At 67.8% G+C, this 26,405-nt stretch carries 21 protein-coding genes, 1 pseudogene and 2 riboswitches; of the genes and pseudogenes, 13 read left to right on the plus strand and 9 right to left on the minus strand.

Going from position 1 to position 26,405, the window contains the following annotated elements:
* Nucleotides 1–18: 18 nt before the first annotated feature.
* Both hemP and CSC76_RS05270 read right to left on the minus strand, forming a co-directional pair.
* Nucleotides 19–225 (minus strand): hemin uptake protein HemP, encoded by a 207-nt coding sequence (gene hemP, locus CSC76_RS05265; protein ID WP_162108988.1) that lies wholly within the window; start codon nt 223–225, stop codon nt 19–21.
* A 78-nt stretch (nt 226–303) separates the two neighbouring features.
* Nucleotides 304–1,275 carry an aldo/keto reductase gene (locus tag CSC76_RS05270; protein WP_162108989.1) on the minus strand — a complete coding sequence of 324 codons (972 nt, stop codon included), beginning with the start codon at nt 1,273–1,275 and terminating at the stop codon, nt 304–306.
* Nucleotides 1,276–1,394: 119 nt separating this feature from the next.
* Nucleotides 1,395–1,490: riboswitch (yybP-ykoY riboswitch) on the plus strand.
* Between the two features lie 96 nt (nt 1,491–1,586).
* Here CSC76_RS05270 and CSC76_RS05275 point away from each other — a divergent pair.
* The 7 genes and pseudogenes from CSC76_RS05275 to CSC76_RS05305 all read left to right on the plus strand — a co-directional run bounded on the left by CSC76_RS05275 (nt 1,587) and on the right by CSC76_RS05305 (nt 9,863).
* A complete protein-coding gene (locus tag CSC76_RS05275) occupies nt 1,587–2,156 on the plus strand; it encodes a TMEM165/GDT1 family protein (RefSeq protein ID WP_222937217.1) in 570 nt (189 codons plus the stop codon).
* Nucleotides 2,157–2,225: 69 nt separating this feature from the next.
* Nucleotides 2,226–3,523 (plus strand): annotated as a pseudogene (locus tag CSC76_RS05280) (NupC/NupG family nucleoside CNT transporter).
* A 97-nt stretch (nt 3,524–3,620) separates the two neighbouring features.
* Nucleotides 3,621–4,616 (plus strand): ribokinase, encoded by a 996-nt coding sequence (locus CSC76_RS05285; protein ID WP_162108990.1) that lies wholly within the window; start codon nt 3,621–3,623, stop codon nt 4,614–4,616.
* 108 nt (nt 4,617–4,724) lie between these two features.
* Nucleotides 4,725–6,878: a TonB-dependent receptor gene (locus tag CSC76_RS05290; protein ID WP_162108991.1), complete on the plus strand. Its 2,154-nt coding sequence runs from the start codon at nt 4,725–4,727 to the stop codon at nt 6,876–6,878.
* Nucleotides 6,879–6,917: 39 nt separating this feature from the next.
* Nucleotides 6,918–8,000: a PepSY-associated TM helix domain-containing protein gene (locus CSC76_RS05295; RefSeq protein ID WP_238394880.1), complete on the plus strand. Its 1,083-nt coding sequence runs from the start codon at nt 6,918–6,920 to the stop codon at nt 7,998–8,000.
* A gap of 29 nt (nt 8,001–8,029) precedes the next feature.
* Nucleotides 8,030–9,022, plus strand: a complete 993-nt coding sequence (dusB, locus tag CSC76_RS05300; RefSeq protein WP_162108993.1) for a tRNA dihydrouridine synthase DusB — start codon at nt 8,030–8,032, stop codon at nt 9,020–9,022.
* A gap of 19 nt (nt 9,023–9,041) precedes the next feature.
* Nucleotides 9,042–9,863, plus strand: coding sequence for a class I SAM-dependent methyltransferase (locus tag CSC76_RS05305; protein WP_238394881.1), 822 nt, complete (start codon nt 9,042–9,044; stop codon nt 9,861–9,863).
* 9 nt (nt 9,864–9,872) lie between these two features.
* On the opposite strand, the gene CSC76_RS05310 is transcribed toward CSC76_RS05305, so the two are convergent.
* Genes CSC76_RS05310 through olsF form a run of 3 tightly spaced genes read right to left on the minus strand, consistent with a single transcriptional unit; the run spans nt 9,873 to nt 13,545 of the window.
* The gene (locus CSC76_RS05310; protein ID WP_162108995.1) at nt 9,873–10,973 is read right to left on the minus strand and encodes a metal-dependent hydrolase; all 1,101 of its coding nucleotides are present in this window, start codon (nt 10,971–10,973) and stop codon (nt 9,873–9,875) included.
* 29 nt (nt 10,974–11,002) lie between these two features.
* A complete protein-coding gene (locus CSC76_RS05315) occupies nt 11,003–11,821 on the minus strand; it encodes a UDP-2,3-diacylglucosamine diphosphatase (RefSeq protein ID WP_162108996.1) in 819 nt (272 codons plus the stop codon).
* On the minus strand, nt 11,818–13,545 hold the full coding sequence (olsF, locus tag CSC76_RS05320) for a bifunctional ornithine lipid synthase OlsF (protein WP_202923490.1): 1,728 nt from the start codon (nt 13,543–13,545) through the stop codon (nt 11,818–11,820). The genes CSC76_RS05315 and olsF overlap by 4 nt, the downstream gene beginning before the upstream one ends.
* Before the next feature lie 206 nt (nt 13,546–13,751).
* Between olsF and metK the strand changes: the two genes are divergently transcribed.
* The 3 genes from metK (at nt 13,752) to CSC76_RS05335 (ending at nt 17,489) form a co-directional block, all read left to right on the plus strand.
* Nucleotides 13,752–14,963 carry a methionine adenosyltransferase gene (metK, locus tag CSC76_RS05325; RefSeq protein ID WP_162108997.1) on the plus strand — a complete coding sequence of 404 codons (1,212 nt, stop codon included), beginning with the start codon at nt 13,752–13,754 and terminating at the stop codon, nt 14,961–14,963.
* Between the two features lie 125 nt (nt 14,964–15,088).
* Nucleotides 15,089–15,586: an acyl-CoA thioesterase gene (locus CSC76_RS05330; RefSeq protein ID WP_162108998.1), complete on the plus strand. Its 498-nt coding sequence runs from the start codon at nt 15,089–15,091 to the stop codon at nt 15,584–15,586.
* A gap of 40 nt (nt 15,587–15,626) precedes the next feature.
* A complete protein-coding gene (locus tag CSC76_RS05335) occupies nt 15,627–17,489 on the plus strand; it encodes an ATP-binding cassette domain-containing protein (RefSeq protein WP_162108999.1) in 1,863 nt (620 codons plus the stop codon).
* A gap of 109 nt (nt 17,490–17,598) precedes the next feature.
* Here the strand turns inward: CSC76_RS05335 and ppc are convergent, their stop codons facing one another.
* Nucleotides 17,599–20,322 carry a phosphoenolpyruvate carboxylase gene (gene ppc / locus CSC76_RS05340; RefSeq protein WP_162109000.1) on the minus strand — a complete coding sequence of 908 codons (2,724 nt, stop codon included), beginning with the start codon at nt 20,320–20,322 and terminating at the stop codon, nt 17,599–17,601.
* A 138-nt stretch (nt 20,323–20,460) separates the two neighbouring features.
* Nucleotides 20,461–20,548: riboswitch (S-adenosyl-L-homocysteine riboswitch) on the plus strand.
* A gap of 39 nt (nt 20,549–20,587) precedes the next feature.
* Here ppc and ahcY point away from each other — a divergent pair.
* The 3 genes from ahcY to CSC76_RS05355 all read left to right on the plus strand — a co-directional run bounded on the left by ahcY (nt 20,588) and on the right by CSC76_RS05355 (nt 23,640).
* On the plus strand, nt 20,588–22,027 hold the full coding sequence (gene ahcY / locus CSC76_RS05345) for an adenosylhomocysteinase (protein WP_162109001.1): 1,440 nt from the start codon (nt 20,588–20,590) through the stop codon (nt 22,025–22,027).
* Between the two features lie 85 nt (nt 22,028–22,112).
* The gene (metF, locus tag CSC76_RS05350) at nt 22,113–22,949 is read left to right on the plus strand and encodes a methylenetetrahydrofolate reductase [NAD(P)H] (protein WP_162109002.1); all 837 of its coding nucleotides are present in this window, start codon (nt 22,113–22,115) and stop codon (nt 22,947–22,949) included.
* Nucleotides 22,950–23,049: 100 nt separating this feature from the next.
* On the plus strand, nt 23,050–23,640 hold the full coding sequence (locus tag CSC76_RS05355; RefSeq protein WP_162109003.1) for a hypothetical protein: 591 nt from the start codon (nt 23,050–23,052) through the stop codon (nt 23,638–23,640).
* A 19-nt stretch (nt 23,641–23,659) separates the two neighbouring features.
* On the opposite strand, the gene CSC76_RS05360 is transcribed toward CSC76_RS05355, so the two are convergent.
* The 3 genes from CSC76_RS05360 to CSC76_RS05370 are packed head-to-tail and all read right to left on the minus strand — an operon-like array spanning nt 23,660 to nt 26,171.
* A complete protein-coding gene (locus CSC76_RS05360) occupies nt 23,660–25,006 on the minus strand; it encodes a sensor histidine kinase (protein WP_162109004.1) in 1,347 nt (448 codons plus the stop codon).
* On the minus strand, nt 24,993–25,676 hold the full coding sequence (locus tag CSC76_RS05365) for a response regulator transcription factor (RefSeq protein WP_055936695.1): 684 nt from the start codon (nt 25,674–25,676) through the stop codon (nt 24,993–24,995). The genes CSC76_RS05360 and CSC76_RS05365 overlap by 14 nt, the downstream gene beginning before the upstream one ends.
* Before the next feature lie 9 nt (nt 25,677–25,685).
* On the minus strand, nt 25,686–26,171 hold the full coding sequence (locus tag CSC76_RS05370; protein WP_162109005.1) for a hypothetical protein: 486 nt from the start codon (nt 26,169–26,171) through the stop codon (nt 25,686–25,688).
* Nucleotides 26,172–26,405: the final 234 nt, after the last annotated feature.

Consider the following 26,405-nt stretch of genomic DNA (forward strand, 5'->3'; position numbering starts at 1 on the left):
TCGCGACGAGGGTTCGGCCTACTTGGTGAGGATCAGCTTGTCGTTGCTGGTGTGGCGCAGGCGAAACACGCGGTCGCCGTGGCGGATGAGGACTTCGCGCTGCCCTTTCAGCAGGGCGGTGCTGTCCAGGGCGTCCTCGGCCTGCGGCCGGGCGTGCGACAGGGAAAGGCGCTCGCGCAGCGCCAGCGAATCGGACGTGGGCAATGCGGTGACGTTCGAGATCATCGGGAAGCTCCAGGACGGAACGCCAATGATGATAATGATTCTTATTTGCGAGTCAACACCCCGGATGGGGCTCCCGCCTCAGTCCGCGGCGGCGGTCAGCCGGGCCCAGACCGGCTCGTCGTATCGCCCCGCAAGCTCCAGCGCCGTGAGGTTCTCGCGCAGTTGCCCGGGGCGGCTGGCGCCCAGGATGACGCTGGAGACATGCGGGTTCTGCAGGCACCAGGCGATGGCGAGCGGCGCAGGCTTCTCGCCCAGTTCGGCCGCCGCGGCGGCATAGCGGGCTGCGCGCTCCGGCCGCCGGGCGCCCTCCGCACCCAACACCATACGGCGCAGTTCCTCGTGCCCGGCCCGGCCCAGCCGGGTGTCGCCGGCGATGTCCTTCCCGTACTTGCCGGTCAGCAGTCCGGAGGCGAGCGGCGACCAGGTGGTGGTGCCCAGGCCCAGCTCGGCGTAGAGCGGCGCGTACTCCAGCTCCACCCGCTGGCGATGCAGCAGGTTGTACTGCGGCTGCTCCATGGTGGGCCCGTGCAGATGATGCTTGCGCGCGATCGCGGCGGCTTCGCGGATGCGGGCGGCCGGCCACTCCGACGTGCCCCAGTACAGCACCTTTCCCTGCCGGATCAGGCTGTCCATCGCCCAGACGGTCTCCTCGACCGGCGTATCCGGATCCGGCCTGTGACAGTAGTAGAGATCCACGTAGTCCACCTGCAGCCGGCGCAGGGCCGCGTGACAGGCATCGAACACGTGCTTGCGCGACAGGCCGCGCTGGGTGGGGCGCGGGTTCTCCACCGACCCGAAACACACCTTGCTGGACACGCAGAAACCATCCCGCGGCAACCCCAGCGCGCGCAGCGCTTCACCCATCACGCGCTCGGCTTCGCCATGGCCATAGACCTCGGCGTTGTCGAAGAAGTTGATCCCGTGGTCCCAGGCCAGCGCGATCAGTTCGCCCGCCTCGCGCGGGCCCACCTGCTGCCCGAACGTCAGCCAGGCACCGAAGGACAGGGCTGAGACCTGGAGGCCCGACGTGCCCAGGCGGCGATATTGCATGGCAGGCTCCGGTAACGACCGTGTCCATCGTAGCGCCCGTCCGGACGCCCGGCACGCGGCCAAATGAGAATGGCTCCGCCCCGCACGCCGCACACCTCCTACAATGCGCGCACTTTCCTCCTCCGGGGAGTAGCCCACCCGTCCACACGGGGTCCGCGCGTCAACACACTTGGTCGACCGACCATGGTGCGCGGGACGAAGCGATCCGCTTCGCCGGGCAAGACCGAAGGCAGGCGTCGCGCTAACCCGGGCCGGGCAGTGCGTCGTTTGCCTTCGCGTCCACACGCGAATGCCTGGCCCCGGAGTCGTAGATGTTGTCCCTGCAAGCCCTGCTGGTGTCCACCGGCACAGTCACCCTGGCCGAGATCGGCGACAAGACCCAGCTGCTAGCCCTGCTGCTGGCCGCGCGTTACCGCAAACCGTGGCCGATCGCGCTGGGCATACTCGCCGCCACGCTGGTCAACCATGCGATCTCGGCCTGGCTGGGCGCGGAATTGACCGATTGGCTGTCGCCCGAGGTGCTGCGCTGGGTCGTGGCGGCCAGTTTCCTGGCGGTGGCGCTTTGGACGCTGAAGCCGGACACGCTGGACGAGAACGAGAAGCTGCCGGCCCATGGCGCCTTCCTGGCGACCACGGTGGCGTTCTTCCTGGCCGAGATCGGCGACAAGACCCAGGTGGCGACCGTGCTGCTGGCGACCCGGTACGAGCCGCTGTGGCAGGTGATCGCAGGCACCACGATCGGCATGCTGCTGGCCAACCTGCCGGTGGTCTGGCTGGGCCACCGTTTCGCCGACAGGCTGCCGTTGAAGCTGGCCCGCAGCCTGGCCGCGCTGGTGTTCTTCGCCCTGGCCCTCTGGGTTGCCTGGCGCGGGGTTGGCTGAACGGACTGATGGAGCCGGTGCGCTGCTAGACTGCCGGGTCAGAACAACACGCAAGGTCTGGGGGAATACATGCTGGAAGTCTTGGGGCGGATCGGCTTCGGCCTGTTCGGTCTGGCGGTGCTGATCGGCATCGTCTGGCTGTTTTCCAACAACCGACGGGCCATCGACTGGAAGCTGGTCGCCACGGGCATCACGCTGCAGATCGCCTTCGCCGCCCTGGTGCTGCTGGTACCGGGCGGGCGCGAGGTGTTCGACTGGCTGGGCCACGGCTTCGTGAAGATCCTGGAGTTCGTGAAGGCGGGCTCCGGCTTCATTTTCGGCAGCCTGATGGACACCGAGAAGTTCGGCTTCATCTTCGCCTTCCAGGTGCTGCCCACCATCATCTTCTTCGCCGCACTGATGGGCGTGATGTACCACCTGGGCGTGATGCAGTTCATCGTGCGGATGATGGCGCTGGCCATCACCAAGGTGATGCGCGTGTCCGGCGCCGAGACCACCAGCGTCTGCGCCAGCGTATTCATCGGCCAGACCGAAGCGCCGCTGACGGTGCGCCCGTACATTCCGAAGATGACCGAGTCCGAGCTGATCACCATGATGATCGGCGGCATGGCCCATATCGCCGGCGGCGTGCTGGCGGCCTACGTGGGCATGCTGGGCGGCGGCGATCCGGAGCAGCAGGCCTTCTATGCCAAGCACCTGCTGGCCGCGTCGATCATGGCCGCTCCCGCCACGCTGGTGGTGGCGAAGCTGCTTATCCCGGAAACCGGCACGCCGCTGACCCGCGGCACGGTGAAGATGGAAGTGGAGAAAACCTCCAGCAACATCATCGACGCCGCGGCGGCCGGCGCCGGCGACGGCCTGAAGCTGGCGCTGAACATCGGCGCGATGCTGTTGGCCTTCATTGCCCTGATCGCGCTGATCAATGCGCCGCTGACCTGGTTCGGCGACGTCACCGGCCTGGCGGCCGCCATCGGCAAGCCGACCGACCTGGCCACGATCTTCGGCTACTGCTGGCCCCGATCGCCTGGGTCATCGGCGTGCCGTGGCAGGACGCCACCACCGTGGGCTCGCTGATCGGCCAGAAGGTGGTCATCAACGAATTCGTCGCCTACCTGCAGCTGGCCGGCATCGTGAACGGGCAGACGCCCGGCGTGACCCTGACCGACGAAGGCCGGCTGATCGCCACATACGCCCTGTGCGGCTTCGCCAACTTCAGCTCGATCGCCATCCAGATCGGCGGCATCGGCGGTCTGGCGCCGGAACGGCGCTCGGACCTGGCGCGCTTCGGCCTGCGCGCCGTGCTGGGCGGCACCATCGCCACGCTGATGACGGCCACCATCGCCGGGGTGCTGTCGCACTTCGGCTGATCCGGAGGGAGCGGCCGCCGGCCGCTTCCTTCCTCCTGCTTACGTTTACCTCCCGTGACCACGGCATTGCCGTGGTCCGGACTCCAGGTATCCCCGCATGAACACGCCATCCCCCACTCCGTCCCACGTCGTCGTCGTGGGCTCCTTCAACGTCGACCACGTGTGGCGCTGCGACGCCCTGCCGGTCGCCGGCGCGACCATCGCCGGCCGCTACGCGAACGGCCCGGGCGGCAAGGGCTTCAACCAGGCCATCGCGGCGGTGCGGGCGGGCGCGGACACGACGTTCGTGTGCGCGCTGGGCGATGACGCCGGTGGCCGGCTGGCACGCGATCTGGCGGCCGCCGACGGCCTGGCCCTGCGCGTGCAGGCGAGCGACGAGCCCCCCGGCACCGCCGGCATCTACGTGGACGCGCACGGGCGCAACACCATCGTCATCGGTGCCGGCGCCAACGCGATGCTGTCGGCCGATTTCGTCGCCAGCCAGACGGACGTGCTGACGACAGCCGGCGTGGTGCTGGTCCAGCTGGAATCGCCTGCCGACGCGGTGCTGGCCGCGCTGCAGGCCGCACGGCAGAAGGGCGCCACCACCCTGCTGAACCCCGCGCCGGCGAACGCCGCGACGACCACCGAACTGCTGGCGCATGCCGACGTCATCACGCCCAACGAAACCGAGTTCGCCGCCCTGCTCGCCCGCCATCTGGGCGAACGCATCACCGCCGACGATGTCGCCACCCTCGATGGCGTCACCCTGCACCAGCACTGCCGGCAGCTGTTCCCGCACGGCACGGTGGTGGTGACGCTGGGCGCCACCGGCGTGTACGTCTCCCACCCCGAGGAGGCGTTGCGCGGCGATGCGCGGCCGCACTACCGCATGGCTGCCGAAGCGGCGACGGTCGTCGATACGACGGGCGCGGGCGACGCCTTCAACGGTGCGCTGGCCGCATCGCTGGCGGAAGCTTCGCAGGCGTCATTCGCCGACCATGTGCGCTTCGCCAACCGTTACGCCGCGCTGTCCACCGAACGGGCCGGAGCCGCGCTGGCCATGCCGCTGCTGAGCGAACTGCGGGCGCGCTTCGACACCGTGGCGGGCTGAACAAGGCTTCCGGTCGAGGACCCGCAGGCACATGCCAGCGGACACCTCTAGCTACTGATAACCATTCTCATTTAGAATGATCGGGTCCGACACGCCCGATCCTTCTCCATGACCTCTCCGCTCCGCCTGAGCCTGCTTTCGCTCGCCCTCTCATCCATTCTGAGCCCGGCTGCGATTGCGCAGTCCAACGATGCCGTCCAGCTCGACCGCGTGACGGTCTCGGCCAGTACCAGCCGCATTCCGGATTCGGCCGCGGCCCTGCCGAACACCATCACCATCATCGATCGCCAGCAGCTGGATCAGCAGCTGGCGCTGACACAGGACCTGTCCCAGGTCCTGGCCAACCTGATTCCCGCCTTCACGCCTTCCCGCCAGAAGCTGACCAACGCCGGTGAGAACCTGCGCGGCCGCAAGCCGCTGTATCTGGTCGACGGCGTACCGCAGTCGACGCCATTGCGCGAAGGCGGACGCGACGGCCACACCATCGACCCGGCGATGATCGAGCGGATCGAAGTGATCCACGGCGCCAATGCGTTGCAGGGCCTGGGCGCCTCCGGCGGCATCATCAACATCATCACCAAGCGCGCGCCCCGCAAGGACGGCGAGACGTTCCACGATGTCAGCGTCAGCGCAAGCGTGGCGGTCCCCCGCGAAGACGACAGCGCGGGCTACAAGGCGTCCTACGTTTTCGGCACGCGACGCGGCGACGTGGACTTCGTCGGCGGCGCATCCCTGGCCAGCGAAGGACTCTATTACGACGGCGATGGCCGGGCGATCGCCGTCAACGACGTCCAGGGCGACCTGATGGACGCGCGCAGCCACAACCTCTTCGCCAAGGTCGGCTGGAACCTCGACGACCAGCGCCGGCTGCAGGTCAGCGCCAACCACTACGAACTGCAGGGCAACAACGACTACCGCACCGTGCCGGGCAACATCGCCACCGGCCAGCTGGCCACGTCCGCGCCGGGCGGCAGCGAAGGCGAAGGCGCCCGCAACCGCTCGACATCGGTGGTGCTGGATTACACCGATCATGACCTGGCCGGCGGCTTCCTGCAGACGCAGCTGTACTGGGTGGATTTCAAGGCCCTCTACGGCGGCAGCTACTGGGGCGACTTCTGGGGCGACGGGCGCGACCCGGACTGGTACGACCAGTCGCAGAATGCGTCGGAGAAACTCGGCGGCAAGTTCAGCTGGTCGCGCGGCGACCTGTTCGGAATGGACCTGCGGGCCACGTTCGGGCTCGACCTGGCCCGCGACAGCACCTACCAGGAGCTGGTCTACGCGCAGATCGACTGGGTGCCGGAAACGACCTACGAATCGGTTTCGCCCTTCGTGCAGGCGGAATGGCGGTTCGCCGACGCCTGGCTGCTGACGGGCGGCCTTCGGCATGAGCGCGGCGAACTGCAGGTGGACGACTACCTGACCATCCCCGACCAGCGCACCGTGCCGGCCGGTGTGAAGGGCACGCGCTACCTGGTCACCGGCGGCACCACCAAAACCACCGAGACCCTGCCGAACCTGGGCATGGTGTGGGAAGCCACCGACGCGCTCAAGCTGTACGCGTCCTACGCCGAAGGCTACACCGTGGCCGACATCGGTCGCGTGCTGCGCGGCATCACCGCGGTCGGCCAGCGGGTGGACAACCTGGTCGACCTGCAGCCGGTCATCGCCGACAACCAGGAGATCGGCCTGGATTACGACGACGGCCGCTGGCTGGTGCATCTGGCCCTGTACCGCTCCGACTCGGACCTGGGCTCGCGCCTGGCCTTCGATACCGCGACACAGACCTATGCCGTGGTCCGTGAGCGGACCGAGATCAAGGGCTTCGATGGCAGCCTGTCGTACCGCTTCAGCGACGGCATGCGCGCGGGCCTGGCCTACGCGCGCAGCGAAGGGCGCTACGACAGCAATGCCGATGGCCGCGTCGACAGCGATCTGCCCGGCATCAATATCAGTCCGGACCGGGTCACCGCGTTCTGGGAGGCGTCGTTCACGCCCTCGGTGGACGTGCGCCTGCAGGCGAGCAAGGCGCTGGATCGCGAATTCGACCTGCGCGGCACCCCGGTGGCCGACTTCGACGGTTACACCACGGTGGATCTGCTCACCCGCGTCAAGCTGCCCGTCGGCACGCTGAGCGTGGGCGTGGAGAACCTCTTCTCGGAGCAGTACGTCACCTACTACTCGCAGAGCACGCCACGCAACGACACCTACACCGCCGGACGCGGGCGCGTGCTCACGGTGGGCTGGTCCCACCGCTTCTGACGCGCCTCGCCAACGCACCGCATGCTCCGCCGCCAGGCCATGTCCACCTCCTCCGCATGGCGCTTCCGCCCCGTGCTGAAGTGGTTGCACCTGTGGCTGGGACTGTCCGTGGGCCTGGTGTTCGCCGTGGTGTCGTTGACCGGCACGGTGCTGGCGTTCCAACCCGAGCTGCTGCTGGCTGCGCACCCCGAACTGGAGCGCGAACGGCTCCCGCCGCTCGCGCTTCAGGGTCACGCGTTGGCGCGGATCGTGGCAGGGGCGGAGGACAGCGGCATCCGTTCCGTCGATCTGCCCTCGCCGCGGCTGCCTGCCTGGCAGGCGTTCGCCGCCAAGGGTGAACGCCACTACTTCGATCCCGCCAATGGCGAGCTTCTGCTGGTGCGGAATACGGGCAACGACGCGGTGATGTGGATGCGCGACCTGCATACGCACCTGCTCGCCGGCGAGGCGGGCGAACAGGTGCTGGGCGCATCCGGCATCGTCTCACTGTTCCTGCTGTTGTCCGGACTTTACCTGTGGTGGCCGCGCCTGGCCGCGTTGGCGGCGAGCCTGCGCTGGCATGCGGCGCCTCCCGCCCGGCGCTGGCTCAGCTGGCATCGCAGCCTGGGGGTTCTCCTGCTGCCCTTGTTGCTGGTGGTGACCTCCACCGGCGTGGCGATGGTGTACAGCCAGCCGTTCCGGAGCGCGCTCCGCTGGACCTTCGCCGATGGCCCCGAGGTCGTACCGCCCTTGCCGATCGAACGGAGGACCATCGCCATCGATTGGCCGGCCGTGCTGCTGGCCGCGGCAGACGCGGCTCCGCGGGGCAGCGAACTCCGCCGCGTCAGCATGCCGGAGGGCGACAACGCCCTGGTGTCGATCCGTTTCCGCGCGCCCGGCGAGTGGCACCCCAACGGCCGCAGCGTGATCTGGCTGGACCCTTACCGCGCACGCGCGGTGCAGGTGCACGACGCGACCGCGCAGGGTACCGGCGCCCGCATCAGCGAGACGATGTATCCGCTGCATGGCGGCTTCGTGGGCGGACGCGCCTGGCAATGGGCCGTCGCCGCTGCAGGATTGTTGCCCGCCTTCCTTCTGGCGACCGGCTTCCTGTTCTGGCGCGCGCGACGCCGCAGGCGCTGACCCTCCGGGGCCGGCGGTACAATGCCGCCATGCAGATCGGCCCTTACCGCATCGACCCGCCGGTGATGCTGGCCCCCATGGCCGGCGTCACCGACAAGCCGTTCCGGCTGCTGTGCAAACGGCTGGGGGCGGGCCTGGCGGTGTCGGAAATGACCATCAGCGACCCGCGCTTCGGGAGCACGAACAAGGCGCTGCGCCGGATGGACCATGACGGCGAACCCAGCCCCGTCAGCGTCCAGATCGCCGGCACCGAGCCGCAACAACTGGCCCATGCCGCGCGCTACAACGCCGACCACGGCGCGCAGATCATCGACATCAACATGGGTTGCCCGGCCAAGAAGGTCTGCAACGCCTGGGCAGGCTCGGCGCTGATGCGCGACGAGGCGCTGGGGGGCCGCATCCTGGAGGCCGTAGTGAAAGCCGTGGACGTGCCGGTCACGCTGAAGATCCGCACGGGCTGGGACTGCGACCACCGCAACGGGCCGATCATCGCGCGCATCGCGCAGGAGAGCGGCATCGCCTCGCTGGCCGTGCACGGCCGCACGCGCGACCAGCACTACACCGGCGTGGCCGAGTACGAGACCATCGCCGCGATCAAGGCCGCGCTGCGTATTCCCGTGGTCGCCAATGGCGACATCGATTCGCCGGCCAAGGCCGCGCAGGTGCTGGCGAAGACCGGCGCCGACGCGGTGATGGTCGGCCGCGCCGCGCAGGGGCGTCCGTGGATCTTCCGCGAGATCGCGCACTTCCTCTCCCCCGGCGACCACCTTCCCCCACCGACGCTACATGAAGTGCGGGACATCCTGCTGGGCCACCTGCAGGCATTGCACGCCTTCTACGGCGAACCGCAGGGCGTGCGCATCGCCCGCAAGCACCTGGGCTGGTACGCGAAGGACCGGCCGGAACAGGCCGCCTTCCGCGCCGTGGTGAATCGCGCGGAGACTGCCGGGGAACAGCTGCGGCGCACGCGCGACTACTTCGATGCCCTGATCGCCGGCGATGCGCTGCCGACGGCGGCCTGATTCTCTGACGGAGGCTTTCGTGACCGAATCCAGTTCTCCCTACCTGCATGGCTTCTCGCCGGTGGAGCAGGCCCGCCTGATCAAGCAGGCCCGCCTGCTGGAAAGCACGCTGTTCAACCATGTCGACTACACCGGGGTGCGCCGCCTGCTGGAAGTGGGCAGCGGCGTGGGCGCGCAGACCGAGATCCTGCTGCGCCGTTTTCCCGACCTGCACGCCACCTGCGTGGACCTCAACCAGGTGCAGCTGGACGCCGCGCGGGACAACCTGGCGAAGATGCCCTGGTGCCGCGACCGCTACACCCTGCAGCAGGCCGACGCCAGCCGCCTGCCCTTCGGCGCACGCGACTTCGATGCGGCGTTTCTTTGCTGGATCCTGGAGCACGTACCCAACCCGGCGCGCGTGCTCAGCGAAGTACGGCGCGTGCTGGCGCCGGGTTCGCCGATCTACGTCACCGAGGTGATGAATTCCTCGTTCCTGCTGCATCCGTACTCACCCAACACCTGGCGCTACTGGATGGCGTTCAACGACTTCCAGTACGACAGTGGCGGCGACCCGTTCATCGGCGCCAAGCTGGGCAACCTGCTGCTGGCCGGCGGTTACCGCGACGTGGTCACGGAAATCAAGACCGTGCACTTCGACAACCGCGAGCCGGCAAGGCGGAAGGACATGATCGCGTTCTGGGAGGAACTGCTGCTGTCCGCCGCGGACTCGATGGTCGAGGCGGGCCGGGTCACCCAGGACGTGGTCGATGGCATGCGCCGCGAGATGCACGACGTGCAGAACGATCCGGACGCGGTGTTCTTCTATGCCTTCGTGCAGGCGCGCGCAACGGTCTATTGACCGACCGGCCTATTGCGCATGATCCCCGCCCGCCTGCGGCGCTGGAGGCGCGTGCGCGTCGTCAAGCCTGGCGCGCACAGGAATCGGTGAGGGATGCCACGTGCGATGCCACATGGCCGCCAACAGACGGCCCAGACCGTCGCCACCCCTGACCGGGATGGACCATGGCTCCTGCACGGGCGCCATGGCCTGCCAGCGTCCGTCGCGCCATTCCGCCACCTGGAAACGGAAGTTGTAGTCCGGCTCCACGCCCATGCGCAGGTCGGACAGGACCAGGCGACCCTGCCGGACCTGCGCGCGCATGAAGCCATGGTTGAACCACGACAACCGTTGCACCGCAGGCACGTCCGCCGCTTCGCGCAGCGCTTGCACGTTCGACGGGTAGCCTCGGAACCTCAGCGGGCCCTCATCGACCAGCACCGAACGTTCGGCTTCCACATAGCCCGACGGCGTCATTGCCACTACACGCCACAGCAGCGTGTTGAACGGCATGGGCACCGAGAAGTACGGCGCATCGCCCAGGCCCATCGAGGCCAGCGTGCGTTCGGCTTCGCGGTCCACCATCGCCTTGGCCACTAACGACCAGCCCAGGTAGGCGCTGCTGAGCACCAGGCCCACCGTCAGTGCACGCCGGGCGGCGGCGCGTTCGCGCAGGAACCACGCGGCCACGCAGGCGACCAGCAGCCAGACGGTGTACAGGGGATCGATGATGAACACGCTGGACCACATCGTCGGTGGCGGAGACAGTGGCCACCACAGCTGCGTGCCGTAGACGGTAAAGGCATCCAGCAGGGGATGCGTCACCAGTGCCAGCTGGATGGCCCAGAACCAGCGCGCTGGCGCGGACGCGACACGCCCCTGGCCGAACCGCTTGAACAGCCACCACACCAGCCAGCCCACCAGCGGCAGCACGAACAGCGAATGGCTGAAGCTGCGGTGCACGGTCATCAGGGTGACCGGATTGTCGGAGAACAGCGCGATGGGGAGGCTGTCCAGGTCAGGCAGCGTACCGAGGGCCGCGCCCGCGAGCAGCGCGGCACGACGATGGGCGGCGGGGGCGATGGCGGCGGCGACGGCGCCGCCGAGGACGATCTGGCTGAGGGAATCCATGCGGCGATCCTAGCAGCCGCCGGCCGTCCTCACGCCGCGCACGGCACGTCCTGCGGAACCAGGCGCAGCCGCGGCGCGACGTCGGCCAGGATCTGGCCGGTGTGGGACAGCAGGCACAGCGTCCCGTCCGCCTCTTCGCTCAGCGCGGTCAGGCTTTCCACCCAGTCGCCGTCGTTCGCATACAGCAGGCCCTCGTGCTGGAGCAGCGCGGCGCGATGGATGTGCCCGCAGACGATGCCATCCAGGCCGCGCCGCCGCGCATCCTCCAGGCCCGCATGGACGAAACGCGCGATGTAGCGCTCGGCCGCATCGCTCTGGCGCTTCAGGTATTCCGCCAGCGACCAGTAGCGCAGGCCCAGGCGGCGACGCAGCCGGTTGGTCAGCCGGTTGCCGGTGAGGATGCGGTAGTAGAGCCAGTCGCCGAACTTTTCCTGCAGGCCGCCGAAGTGGGTGACGCCGTCGTAGTCGTCGCCGTGGGTGACCAGCAGCCGACGCCCGTCCAGCGTGGTGTGGATCGCACGGCGGCGCACCTGCATGGCGGGCAGCATCAGGCCGCAGAAGCGACGGATCGGCCTGTCGTGGTTGCCCGGTACGTAAATGAGTTCCGTGCCGTTGCGTGCCAGCGCGTGCAGCGCCTCCACCACCCGGTTGTGGGCAGCATCCCACGACGCCCGGCGCTGTGCCATCCACCATAGGTCGACGATGTCGCCGACCAGGTACAGCCGCCGGCACTGCAGCCCGGCGAGGAAATCGGCGAACTCAGCCGCATGGCAGTGCTTGGAACCCAGATGGACGTCGGAAACGAAGACCGCGCGCCGCATCGAGCGTGGCACGGCCGGCGGACTCATGCCACCGCCTCCGTCGGGCGCCATGCCTCGCCCAGGTAGCGTTCGCGCTTCTTCGGCCGGATGCGGTGCAGGTCCACTTCGATCAGCCCATCGATGGAATCGCTGAAATCCGGGTCCACGCCGAACGCGAGGAAGCGCGCCCCGCCCGGCTCGCAGAGCTCGGTGTACTGCTTGTAGAGCATGGGCACGGTGGCGCCCAGCGTGTCCAGGTTGGTCTTCAGCACGCGGAAGGCGGTATCGGCCTCGAGCGCATCGAAGCACGGAGGTGTGGCGGTGTAGCGGAACGGATGGCGAGAGCGCGCCTCGCCGTTCGGATCGCCGTAGTAGTGGGCGTAGTACGCCACGATCTGTTCGCGCGCGTGCAGCGGCAGCGCCGCGCTCATCGACACCGCACCGAACAGATAGCGAACCCGCGGATGCCGGCGCAGGTAGGCGCCGATGCCTTGCCACAGGTAGTCGATGCTGCGGCTGCCCCAGTAGTCGGGCACCACGAAACTGCGGCCCAGCTCCATGCCTGCGGCCAGGCGCGGCAGCGCGTCGTCCGCGTAGTCGAACAGCGAAGCGGTATAGAGGCCTTTCAGGCCCTGCGCCGCGAGCACCGGGGCGCCGCGCGCCAGCCGGTAGGCACCGGCGATCTTCTTCTGCGCCGCATCCCACAGCACGATGTGTTCGTACCAGGTGTCGAACGCGTCCACGTCCATGCGCTTGCCCGTTCCCTCGCCCCCCGCGCGGAAGGTCAGCTCGCGCAGGCGGCCGATTTCGCGCAGCAGCGGCGAACCGCCGGCCAGCCGCCCCACGCAGATCCGCTTGCCGTCGGTGGTCTCCCCCAGCACATCCAGCGCATCGATGCAGGCCGCGAGCGCGTCCGGCGTCAGCGCATCGACCAGCGGCTCCTGCACGTCGGCCGGCGGCTCGACGCGCCTGGGCTCACGGCGACCGAGTGCGTACAGCGCCTCGCGCACCTGGCGGATCAGCGTGGCGGGAGCGATGGCCGGATCCAGCCGCAGCGGCTGGCCCACGTGCAGCTGCAGGCGACGCTGGCTGCGGCGGAACATCTCGCGCGCCAGCAGTGCCGTGCCCGCCGGCTTGAACAGCGCGGACGCCCCATAGAAGAACGCCGAGTTGCGCGCCACCACGCGCACCGGCAGCACCGGCGCGCCGGTGGCCCGGGCGAAGCGCAGGAAGCCGCGGCGCCAGCGCGTATCGCGCACGCCGCGTGGCCCCAGACGCGACACTTCGCCGGCGGGGAACACGATCACGCACTGCTCGGCTTCCAGCGCCTGCTCGACCGCCCGCACGCTGTCCGCGCTCGGCTTGCCGCCCAGGATGCGCACGGGCAGCAACAGCGGGGCGATCGGCGCGATGCCGGCCAGCATGTCGTTGGCGACGATGCGGACGTCGCGGCGCACGCGGCCCACCATCTGCAGCAGCGCCAGTGCATCCAGCGCGCCGGACGGATGATTGGCCACGATCAGCAACCGTCCCTGCGCCGGGATCCGGCGTGCGTCATCCTCATCGACGGCCGGCCGCAGGTTGAGGTGGTCGATGGCCGCGTCGATGAAGTCCAGGCCCTGCAGGTGGCCGTGGTCGGCCAGGAAAGCGTAGGCCTGGTCCAGTCGGGACCAGCGGCCCAGGGTACGCAGCAGCGGACCGGTCAGCCGCGCGCGGTGGCCACGGAACCAGTGGGGGTAACGTTCTGCGATCTGGCGTTCCAGCGGGTGCATGGCAGGGGCTGGCGGCGGGGTTTCGCCGCGCAGCCTGCGCCTGGCCGGCGACAGCACGGTTTCCGTTTTCTGGCAGTCCGGTGACAGCAGGGCGCTTGATTCCCGCTTAACCCCGGGCAACCCTGAACGGGGCAGAATGCACGCGCTGCCGCCGGCGTGTATCATGCGCGCCCATCTTTTCATCCGAATCAAAGGATATAAGCCTGATGTCCAGCTACCTGTTCACCTCCGAATCGGTCTCCGAAGGCCATCCGGACAAGATCGCCGACCAGATTTCCGATGCCGTGCTGGACGCGATCCTGGCCCAGGACAAGCGCGCGCGCGTGGCCTGCGAGACGCTGGTGAAGACGGGCGCGGCCATCGTGGCCGGCGAAGTCACCACCACCGCGTGGGTCGACATCGAGGCGCTGGCGCGCAAGGTCATCAACGACATCGGCTACGACAATTCGGACGTCGGCTTCGACGGCCACACCTGCGCCATCATCAACATGCTCGGCAAGCAGTCGCCCGACATCAACCAGGGCGTGGACCGCAAGAAGCCGGAAGAACAGGGCGCGGGCGACCAGGGCCTGATGTTCGGCTACGCCTGCAACGAGGCGCCGGAATTCATGCCCGCCCCGCTGTACTACAGCCACCGCCTGGTGGAACAGCAGGCCAAGGTGCGCAAGAAGGGCAAGCTGAAGTGGCTGCGCCCGGACGCCAAGTCGCAGGTCACCCTGCGCTACGATGGCAACAGCATCCTCGGCCTCGACGCCGTGGTGCTGTCGACCCAGCACGATCCGGACATCAAGCAGAAGGACCTGATCGAAGCCGTGCGTGCCGAGATCCTGGTGCCCGTGCTGCCGAAGAAGTGGCTGGACGCGCTGCCGAAGAACAAGGTGCACATCAACCCGACCGGCAAGTTCGTCATCGGCGGCCCGGTGGGCGACTGCGGCCTGACCGGCCGCAAGATCATCGTCGACAGCTACGGCGGCATGGCCCGCCATGGCGGCGGCGCGTTCTCGGGCAAGGATCCGTCGAAGGTGGACCGTTCGGCCGCCTACGCCGCGCGCTACGTGGCCAAGAACATCGTGGCCGCCGGCCTGGCCGACAAGTGCGAAGTGCAGGTCTCCTACGCGATCGGCGTGGCCGAACCGACCTCGATCTCGGTGACCACGTTCGGCACCGGCAAGGTGGGCGACGACGTGATCGAGAAGCTGATCCGCAAGCACTTCGACCTGCGCCCGTACGGCATCACCCGGATGCTGGACCTGGAGCACCCGATCTACCAGCCGACCGCCAGCTACGGCCACTTCGGCCGCAAGCCGAAGGACATCAGCTACGTGGACGGCGCCGGCAAGAAGCACACCGCGACCGCCTTCTCCTGGGAGAAGACCGACCGCGCCGAGGCGCTGCGCAAGGACGCCAAGCTGAAGTAATCGCCGCGAACTCCGCGACGACGGGAACGGGCCGCACCAGCGGCCCGTTTTCTTTTGGAAAGCGGCACTGCGCGCGCCGCACCGGGATCGGTTAGCCTGCGCGCCTCACCTTGCGGAGGCATGCCATGGAATCGCTGAAGAGCCACCAGCTCACCATGACGGTGCTGATGACGCCGGACATGGCCAACTTCTCCGGCAAGGTCCACGGCGGCGCGATCCTCAAGCTGCTCGACCAGGTGGCCTACGCCTGCGGCAGCCGCTATGCCGGCAAGTACGTCGTCACCCTGTCGGTGGACCAGGTGATGTTCCGCCAGGCCATCAACGTTGGCGAACTGGTGACCTTCCTGGCGTCCGTCAACTACACCGGCACGTCGTCGATGGAGATCGGCATCAAGGTGGTGGCCGAGGACATCCGCAAGCAGAGCGTGCGCCACGCCAACAGCTGCTTCTTCACCATGGTGGCGGTGGACGAGGACGGCCGGACCACCCCGGTCCCGCCGCTGCAACCGTCCACGCCCGACGAGATCCGCCGCTGCGCCGCCGCGCGCCTGCGCCGCCAGCTGCGCGAGGAGATGGAACGGCGGCATGCCGAACTGGGCAGCCGGGCCATCGAAAACGCCTGATCAGCGGCCGCCGGCAGGGCGCGCCGGCTACAATACGCGCATGTCCCTGATGCAATTCCAGCGGGTCGACTTCAGTGTCGGCGGTCCGCTTCTCCTCGAACACGTCGACCTGTCCATCGAACCCGGCGAACGCGTCTGCATCGTCGGCCGCAACGGCATGGGCAAGTCCACGCTGATGCGGCTGATGGCCGGCGAACTCAGGCCCGACGACGGCGAGATCCGCGTGCAGAACGGCGTGGTCGTCGCGCGCATGGCGCAGGAGGTGCCTCAGGACACGCAGGGCACGGTGTTCGATGTGGTCGCCGAAGGCCTGGGCGACCTGGGCCAGCTGCTCGCGCGCTACCACCATGCCGTGCACGACGGCGACATGGACGCGATGGGCGAAGCGCAGGCGCAGATCGAAGCCCAGCACGGCTGGGACCTGGACCGCCGCGTACAGCAGGTGCTCGAGCGGCTCGAACTGCCGGAAGAGACCGATTTCGCCGCGCTGTCCGGCGGCATGAAGCGGCGCGTGCTGCTGGCGCAGGCGCTGGTCCGGAACCCCGACATCCTGCTGCTGGACGAGCCCACCAACCATCTCGACATCGAAGCGATCGCCTGGCTGGAAGGTTTCCTGAAGTCGTTTTCCGGCAGCATCGTCTTCGTCACCCACGACCGCAGCTTCCTGCGCTCGCTGGCCACGCGCATCCTCGAGATCGACCGCGGCCAGCTAACCAGCTGGCCCGGCGACTACGACAATTACCTGCGCCGCCGCGAGGAGCGCCTGCATGCCGAAGCGCAGGAGAACGCCCGCTTCGACAAGCTGCTGGCGCAGGAAGAAGTCTGGATCCGCCAGGGCATCAAGGCCCGACGCACCCGCAACGAAGGTCGCGTCACCGCGCTGAAGGCGATGCGTCGCGAGCGTGCGCAGCGTCGCGAGCTGTCCGGAAACGTCAGGATGGAGGCCGCCGCCGCGCAGTCCTCGGGCAAGAAGGTCATCGAGGCCACCCACATCACCCAGGCCTACGACGGCCGCGTGCTGCTGGACGACGTGTCGGCGACGATCATGCGCGGCGACCGGGTCGGCATCGTCGGCCCCAACGGCGCCGGCAAGTCCACGCTGCTGAAGATCCTCCTGGGCGAGCTGGCACCCCAGCAAGGCGAAGTGAAGCTGGGCACCGGCCTGCAGATCGCCTACTTCGACCAGCACCGCAGCCAGCTGGACGAGTCGCGCACCGCACTGGAGAACGTTGCCGAAGGCAGCGATTTCGTCGAGATCAACGGCAGCCGCAAGCACATCATCGGCTACCTGCAGGACTTCCTGTTCTCGCCCGAGCGCGCCCGCGCGCCGATCACCCGCTTGTCCGGCGGCGGGCGCAACCGCCTGCTGCTGGCCAAGCTGTTCGCCCAGCCCTCGAACCTGCTGGTGATGGACGAACCGACCAACGACCTGGACGTCGAGACGCTGGAGCTGCTGGAAGAACTGCTGCTGGACTACAAGGGCACGCTGCTGCTGGTCAGCCACGACCGCGACTTCCTGGACAACGTGGTCACCAGCACCTTGGTGCTGGAAGGCGAAGGACGGCTGGGCGCCTATGTGGGCGGCTCCACGGACTGGCTGCGGCAACGTCGCGCGCCCGCTGCGCCGCCCTCCTCTTCGCCCGCCAAGCCCGCGCTGTCGAAGCAACCCGAACCCGTCGCCGCCAAGCGCAAGCTGGGCTTCAAGGAAGCGCGCGAACTGGAACAGCTGCCGGCACGCATCGAAGCGCTGGAAGCCGAGGTCGCAAGGCGCACCGAAGCGATGAACGACCCGGCCTACTACCAGCAGTCGCCTGCCGACCTGCAGCGCGCGAACGAAGAGCTCGCCGCGAAGCAGGCGGAACTGGACCACGCCTACCAGCGCTGGTCGGAACTGGATGGTTGAAATCCTCGACCCCGTGTAGGAGCGCCCTCGGGCGCGATGCTCCTGCGCGGGGAATGATCGGAATGAAAGGCATCGCGCCCGAGGGCGCTCCTACAAAAGCAGGCTCGCCTCACCCGGTGTTCTGCACGCCTTGCGACACGCCGTTGATGCTGGCGACCAGCGCATGCAGCAACGCGTCGTCCTGGCGGTCGCTGTCGCGCCAGCGCTTCAGCAGGTCCGCCTGCATCACGCTGATCGGATCGATGTAGGGATTGCGCAACCGGATCGACAGCGCGAGGCGCTGGTCGTGCTGCAGCAGCCAGTCGTTGCCATTGAGCGCCAGCACCCAGCGCACCGCGGCCGCATGCTCCTGCTGCACCTTCGGGAAGAACGCCCCGTGCAGCTCGCCCGCCATCTTCGAATACATCTCGGCGATGCTCAGGTCGCCCTTGGCCAGCACCATGGAAACATCGTCGAGGAAGGTCTTGAAGAACGGCCAGTCGCGCGCCATCTCGCGCAGCGCGTCTTCGCCATGGGCATCCACCGCGGCCTGCAGGCCTGTGCCCACGCCGTACCAGCCGGGGATCACCGCGCGCGCCTGGCTCCAGGCGAATACCCACGGGATCGCACGCAGGTTGCCCAGTGCCGCATCCTGGCCCAGCCGGCGCGAGGGCCGCGAGCCCAGCGTCATCCGCTCGATCACGTCGATCGGCGTGGCGCTGCGGAAATAATCCATGAAGCGCGGCGACTGCACGAACGCGCGGTAGGCCTGCGTACTTTCCTCCGCCACGAGCGCCATGATCTCGCGCCAGCGCGCCTCGCGCGGCTCCGGTGGACGCGGACGCAGGCTGGACAGCAGCACCGCCCCGACCGACTGCTCCAGCGAACGCAGCGCCAGCGCGCGGATGCCGTACTTGCGGTGGATCACCTCGCCCTGCTCGGTCACGCGCAGGCGCCCGTCCACGCTGCCGCGCGGCGCCGCTTCCAGCGCGCGTGTGGTCTTGCCGCCACCGCGGATGATCGAACCGCCGCGCCCATGGAAGAACGTCAGCCTGATGCCCAGTTCCTGGGCCGCCTCGACCAGGTCCACCTGTGCCCGCTGCAGGCCCCAGCGCGAGGCGGCGATGCCGCCGTCCCTGCCGCTGTCGGAATCCCCCAGCATCACCATCTGCACGTTGCCGCGTGCGGCCAGATGGGTCCGATAGACCGGATCGGCGAGCAGGTCGCGCAGCACGTCGGTGCCATGTCCCAGGTCGTCGATGGTCTCGAACAGCGGCGCGATGTCGAGCGGCACCTGCCCCGCGTCGTCGATCAGGCCGCCCCGGCGCGCCAGCGCCAGCACGGTCAGCACGTCGGCGCGGCTGTGCGCCATGCTGATGATGTAGGTGCCCAGCGCATCGGTACCGTGCCGCGCGCGCGCATCGGCCAGGGCCTTGAACACCGCATCCAGCCGTTCGTTGCCTTCCTCGGCCGACGCCGGCAGGACCGCATCGCCGCTGGCATACGGCCCCAGCAATGCCGCGCGCTCGACCGCCCCGCGCTGCTCCCAGTCGGCATCGCCCAGTGCGGCGGCCACCGCGCGCGCATGCACGCTGGATTCCTGCCGCACGTCCAGCCGGGCGAGATGGAAGCCGAATGTACGCACGCGCCAGGCCAGCCTGCGCACCGCAAACCACCCTGCGTGGATGCCGCGGTTGGCTTCCAGGCTGCGCAGGATCAGTTCGATGTCGTGCGCCAGTTCCTCCGGCGAGGCGTAGCCCTCGGGCCGGTCTTCCAGCGTGGCATGCAGGCGCGCGCGCATGAGGTCGTTGAGCAGGCGATAGGGCATGTCGCCGTGGCGCGGACGCGACTTCTTCGCCGCATCGGGCAGCAGCGCGCGGTACTGCTCCACCCGCGCCGACACCTCGCTCGAGACGCCGATGATCGAGCTCGACTGGCTGAGCAGCGTGGTGAGCTGACGCAGCTCCTTCAGGTAGCGCGTGAGGATGGCGCGTCGCTGCGCGTCCAGTGTGGCCGTGACGGTGCGTGCATCGACATTCGGATTGCCGTCCATGTCGCCGCCGACCCAGGTGCCGAAGCGCAACACGCGCGGCAGCCGCGCGGTGACCTCGGGCACGGCGCCGTAGACCTCGGTGATGGCGCTTTCCAGCGTTTCGTACAGCACCGGGATGACCCGGTACAGCACTTCGATCAGGTAGAACCCGACATGCTCGCGCTCGTCTTCCACGCCCGGGCGCACCGGCGAGGAGTCGGCCGTCTGCCAGGCCGAGGTCAGGGCCATGCGGAAGCGGGCGGTGTCGGTGGCCAGTTCGCCGGGCGTGCGCGTGCCGTCCAGTCCGTTGATCAGGCTGGCCACCATCAGCTGCTCCTTCTCCAGCAGCGCACGGCGCACCGCCTCGGTTGGGTGCGCGGTGAAGACCGGCTCTACGTCGATGCGCGGCAGCCAGCCGGCCAATTCCTCAAGGGAGACGCCCTGCGCCTTGAGGCGGGCCAGCGCGTCGTGCAGCCCATCCGGCTGCGGCCGCGCGCTGCCGGCCCGCTGGTAATCCCGCCGGCGACGGATGCGATGGACGCGTTCGGCGATGTTCACCACCTGGAAGTAGGTGCTGAAGGCGCGGATCAGCGACTCCGCCTGCGCGGGCGACTGCCCGTCCAGCAAGCCGGCCAGCGACTGCGGCGGCTCGCCCGACTGGCGGCGCGCGATCGCGGTGGTGCGTACCCGTTCGACATGGGCCAGGAACTCCGGCGAGACCTGTTCGGCCAGCATTTCCCCCACCAGTGTCCCCAGGCGGCGCACGTCCTCGCGCAGCGGGACGTCGGGCGGAGCGAATTCGAGGCTGCGGGGGCTGTTCATGTGCGGCGTGGGTCGTCTTGGGCCAGGATTGGTATTGTCCCTGAGGACAAGTGGTCTGCTGCAGGGCAGCATCCGAAGCCTACCCGATCAGGCCAGGCCGTGCGTCATCGTTTCATCCGGAACAAGCGATATAATGTGTCCGCCGAGGGGCGCTGCGACCGTGATGTCTGTTCGACAGGCAAGCACGGCCAGGCTCGGCAGGAAACCGCAACGGCGCCCGGTCAAGCATGCGAGCCCTGCTCGCCACCTTCCCGGAGCCAACACGATGAACGCCGTACGCAAGTTTTCCACCGAGGGCGACTACAAGGTCGCCGACATTTCCCTGGCCGATTGGGGCCGCAAGGAACTCGACATCGCCGAGCACGAGATGCCCGGCCTGATGTCCATCCGCCGCAAGCACGCCGCCACCAAGCCGCTGAAGGGCGTGCGCGTGACCGGCTCGCTGCACATGACCATCCAGACCGCCGTGCTGATCGAGACGCTGAAGGACATCGGCGCCGACGTGCGCTGGGCGTCGTGCAACATCTTCTCCACGCAGGACCACGCCGCCGCCGCGATCGCCGCCAGCGGCACGCCGGTGTTCGCCTGGAAGGGCGAGACGCTGGAAGAGTATTGGGACTGCACGCTGGACGCCCTGACCTTCACCCTGGTCGACGGCCCCCTGACCGGCCCCGAGCTGGTGGTGGACGACGGCGGCGACGTCACCCTGCTGATCCACAAGGGCTATGAGCTCGAGAACGGCAGCGACTGGGTCAATACCGCCTCGGGCAACCACGAAGAGCAGGTGATCAAGGACCTGCTGAAGCGCGTCGCCAAGGAACGCCCCGGCTACTGGACCCGCGTGGTCAAGGACTGGAAGGGCGTGTCCGAAGAGACCACCACCGGCGTGCACCGCCTCTACCAGATCGCCGAACAGGGCAAGCTGCTGGTGCCGGCGATCAACGTCAACGACTCGGTCACCAAGTCCAAGTTCGACAACCTGTACGGCTGCCGCGAGTCGCTGGCCGACGGCCTGAAGCGCGCGATGGACGTGATGCTGGCCGGCAAGGTGGCCGTGGTCTGCGGCTACGGCGACGTGGGCAAGGGCTCGGCGCATTCGCTGCGCGCGTACGGCGCCCGGGTCATCGTCACCGAGATCGACCCGATCTGCGCCCTGCAGGCGGCGATGGAAGGCTTCGAGGTGAACACCGTCGAGGCCAGCCTGGGCCAGGCCGACATCTACGTCACCACGACCGGCAACAAGGACATCATCACCCTCGAGCACATGCGGGCGATGAAGGACCAGGCCATCGTCTGCAACATCGGCCACTTCGACAACGAGATCCAGGTGGACGCGCTATACGCTTCGGACGCCAAGCGCATCAACATCAAGCCGCAGGTCGACAAGTTCGTTTTCCCGAACGGCAACGCGATCTTCCTGCTGGCCGAAGGCCGCCTGGTGAATCTGGGCTGCGCCACCGGCCACCCGAGCTTCGTCATGTCGAACTCCTTCGCCAACCAGACGCTGGCGCAGATCGACCTGTGGGCGAACAAGGACGTGTACGAGAAGACCGTCTACCGCCTGCCGAAGCACCTGGACGAGGAGGTCGCGCGCCTGCACCTGGAGAAGATCGGCGTGAAGCTGACCACGCTCACCCAGGACCAGGCCGACTACCTGGGCGTGGCGGTCGAAGGCCCGTACAAGCCGGACCACTACCGCTACTGATCGACGCAGTGCACGGGGCAGCGTCCGCGCTGCCCTCTCGATCCACGGCAGGCGCGGGTATGCGCCTGCCCCTCGGGGCCTCTCCATGCCGATCCCGGTTTCGTTCGAGTTCTATCCGCCCAAGACCGATGAGCAGCGCGCGCAGCTCGACCGCACTGCGCACAAGCTGAAGGCGCACGCGCCCGAATATGTGTCGTGTACGTTTGGCGCCGGCGGTTCCACGTTGAGCTACACGTCCGAGACGGTGCGCCATCTCAACCAGCACCATGGATTCGATGCCGCGCCGCACCTGTCCTGCGTGGGCGGGAGCCGCGAGGAAATCCGCGAACTGCTGCGGCTGTACCGGGCGCTTGGGTGCAAGCGCATCGTCGCGCTGCGCGGCGACCTGCCTTCCGGCATGGGCCACCCGGGAGACCTGCGCTATGCGTCGGAGCTGATCGAGTTCATCCGTGCCGAACATGGCGACACCTTCCACATCGAAGTCGGCGCCTACCCCGAAACGCACCCGCAGGCCGAGGATGCCCTCACCGACCTGCGCCACTTCAAGGCCAAGGTCGAAGCCGGCGCCAACGGCGCGATCACCCAGTATTTCTACAACCCGGATGCGTATTTCCACTTCGTCGACGCGGTGCGCAGGCTGGGCGTAGACATCCCGATCATCCCGGGCATCATGCCGATCTCCAACTTCACCCAGCTACGCCGCTTCTCCGAGGCCTGCGGCGCGGAGATCCCGCGCTGGATCGGCAAGCGCATGCAGGCACTGGGCGACGATGCCGATGCGATCCGCGACTTCGGCGCCGACGTGGTGGCCAGCCTCTGCGAGCGGCTGATCGCCGGTGGCGCGCCGTCGCTGCACTTCTACACCCTGAACCTCGCCAAGCCGACCCAGACCGTCCTGTCCCGTCTGGGCTGGGCGGCCTGAACGCCGGGGCGCGCCATGCGCCCCACCCGCAGGTGAACGGCCGTCGCCCTCCGGGCATGCGCTCGGTGACCGGATGCCATGCCCGGATTACGCTGCAGGCATGCGCCTCCCGCTTCTCCTTCTCGCCAGCCTGTGCCTGTGGGCCGGATTCCCTGCAGCACCCGCCGAGGCGCAGCAGCAGGGCGTACAGCGCTGTACGACGATGGACGGCGACACCGTCTACACCGACAAGAACTGCGAAGACATCGGCGCAATGGATCGGCTGCCAGCCGGTACCACCGGGCCCTCGGCGACGGGCGCGCTCTATCGCGGTGGCTGTTCCCGCACGCTGAGTGATCTGGTGGCGCAGGTGTCGATGGCGATCACGGCGGGCGACGTCAACCGGCTGGCGGGCGTCTACCACTGGAGCGGCGTGTCCGATGCCTCCGCCTTGCGGATCCTCGACCAGTTGGATGCGGTCGTGCAGCGCCCACTCGTGGACATCGTGCCGGTGCGCCCCGCCCCCGCGCCGATCCTCGATGCCGAAGGTGCCATCGTCGATCCGAACCAGGATGGCTACTATCCCGCCACCGCGCAGCGCTCACGACCCGTGGGCCTGCGCATCGTGCAGACGCTGAAGAACGGCACCACGCCCTCGAACACCACGTTCGGACTGCGACGCGCCTACAACTGCTTCTGGATCACGCTGTAACCGCGTCGCCGTGGGCGCTTCAGGCACGCGCCGGATTGGCTGCCGACGCCTCGCGCGTCGGCGAGAAACGAAGCGTCGCCACAACGCCTTTCGATTCGCCCGGCCGTACACCGACCTCCCAGCCGTACAGCGCACACAGCCGGCTGACGATAGACAGTCCAATGCCACCGCCCTGCGAGTGGCCGGCATGCGTGCCGCGATAGCCGCGCTCGAACAGGCGCGCGGCGTCCTCCTTGCTGAGGCCAGGCCCGGAGTCGACGACTTCCACCGCATCCGGCAGCAGGCGGACGACGACCTCGCCCTCCTTGGTGTACTTCACCGCATTGCCGATCAGGTTGCCCAATGCGACGGACAGCGCAGCTTCGGGAGAATCGACGCGTGCGCCTTCCTCGCCCTCCACACGCAGCGTGAGCGGCTTGCCGCCCAGCGTGGCGCGATGGGCGTCCAGCAACTGGTCTACCACGCGCGCCACGTCGGTGTTGCCGTGACCGCGCTCGTTGCGCGACAGCAGCAGCAGCGCGCTGATCAGGTCGGTGCACTGCTGTTCGGCACGCTGGATGCGCTGGATGCGGGTGCGCGTCTTCTCGTCCATGTCCGGCCGCGACAGCATCAGTTCCACCGAGCCTCGGATGATGGCCAGCGGCGTGCGCAGCTCATGGCTGACGTCGGCGTTGAACTCGCGGTCGCGCTGGACGACTTCGGTGAGGCGCTCGGAGTAGTCGTCGAGCGCCTTGGCGAGCTCACCCACCTCGTCCTGCGGGAAATGGGGCGCCAGCGGGCGCGGATTGCTGCTGCCGCGATAAGCGCGCAGCCTGGTCGCCAGTTCGGACACCGGGCTCATGACTTTGGATGCGGACCACCATCCGACAAACAATGACAGGCCGCTGAGGATCATCACCAGCACCACGAGCGCGGTCTTCAAACGGTTCTGGCTCTCACGCTCTTCTGCAATGTCGTAGGCGAGGAAGAACCAGTACTGCGGGTCCTTGCGGACCGCCAGCTTGTAAACCCGTTCCTCTTCCCCTTCTTTCAGCTTGAGCTCGTGGACTCCGTTGGCCAGGTCCCTCCACTCATCGGGAACGCGGTCGAGCTTGTCGGCGCTGAACATCCGACCTTGAATCTTTTCGAACGCAACCCCGACGGCATTCGGGTCGCGATAGAAGCCATCGGCATAGATGTTGTTGTTCTTGACCAGTGTATCGGAGATGACCCGATTTTCTACGCGGTTCTGGATATAGAACGTGGCCGCCGCGATGAACGCGGACAGCAGGGACCCCAGCAGGACGAACGACAAGATGATGCGGGTGCGCAGCCGCCGCCGGAAGCGGCGGTGGCGGCGGGGTTTCGACGATTCAGCTGCTGGCATCGGGTGCGGCGATGCGGTATCCGATGCCATGGCGGGTCTGGATGTACGGCGAGTCGAACGGTTTGTCCACCACGGCACGCAGACCGTGGATGTGCACGCGCAGGGAATCCGAATCGGGCAGTTCCTCGCCCCAGACGCGGGTCTCCAGTTCCTGGCGCGTCACCACCGCGGGCGAGGCCTCCATCAGCGCCTGCAGGATCTTCAGCGCGGTGGGATTGAGTTGCAACAGCTTGCCCTGGCGGCGGACTTCCAGCGTATCCAGGTTGTACTCCAGTTCGCCCACTTCCAGCACGCGCGTCTGCACACCTTTGCCACGACGGGACAGCGCGTTGAGGCGCACTTCCACTTCCTGCAGCGCAAACGGCTTGATCAGATAGTCGTCAGCACCGGAATCGAAGCCGGCCAACTTGTTGTCCAGCGAATCGCGCGCGGTCAGCATCAGCACCGGCGTCTGCTTGCGCGCCTCGTTGCGCAGCTTGCGACAGACCTCCAGCCCGTCCATTCCCGGCAGGTTGAGGTCGAGCACGATCGCGTCGAACTCGTGCACGACCGCCAAGTGCAGCCCGGTCACACCGTCGGCCGCGAAGTCGACGGTGTGACCACGCTCTTCCAGATAGTCGCCGAGGTTGGCGGCGATATCGCTGTTGTCTTCGATGACGAGGATGCGCATCCGGAAGCCTTAGTTGTTGCCCCGCAGGGGCACTTTCTGATGTTGGCGCAATGCATTCTGGCCGTTTTCAGTCATGCGGCGCCGCTCGGCGACCGTAAGGCACCGCGTCGTCGGGCGATGCGATCCTACGGTCTTTTCCCGAGTGCATACGACCCGACTATCCTCCCCGGCACGCGTAAGGATGGTATTGACGAGCTCTTGGTCATTGAAGACGCGCGCCTTTTCTTCCTCGCTCAAGCCCTGCACACCCATTGGCGATTGGAGTGCTCCGGAAAGACGGTTCAGCGCATCTTTGACCTGCCCACGCTCCTTCGAAGAGATTTCCGAATAGACCTTGCCTCCATCCAGATCCTTGAGGATGGTCGCACGCTGCTCTTCGAATGAACCATTCAAGCTGATGTTGGTTGCCTTCCCAGCGTTGGCTTCAGAATCGATTTTGGCATTTGCGGCGACAGCCACGACCATCATCACGGAGCCCAGTACCACCTTGTACATGCATCACCTCAATTTGTCGGAATAGGACGCAGCCGTTCATTGCTGAACGACCGTTAGAATACGCGGTATTTGTCATAGCACGCAGCGATGGCGGCATGCAAAAAACAAGGCCCAAGCGGGTGGACGCCCGCTTGGGCCAAAAGTAATGCCCCGATTACCGTAATCCTGTGCTTTCCAGATGAATCCACCGGGAGGAACGCAGAGCTGCGGTCCGGGAGAGGCTACGCGGGACTC

This window comes from Pseudoxanthomonas mexicana (assembly GCF_010093385.1).
GTDB classification, from domain to species: domain Bacteria; phylum Pseudomonadota; class Gammaproteobacteria; order Xanthomonadales; family Xanthomonadaceae; genus Pseudoxanthomonas_A; species Pseudoxanthomonas_A mexicana.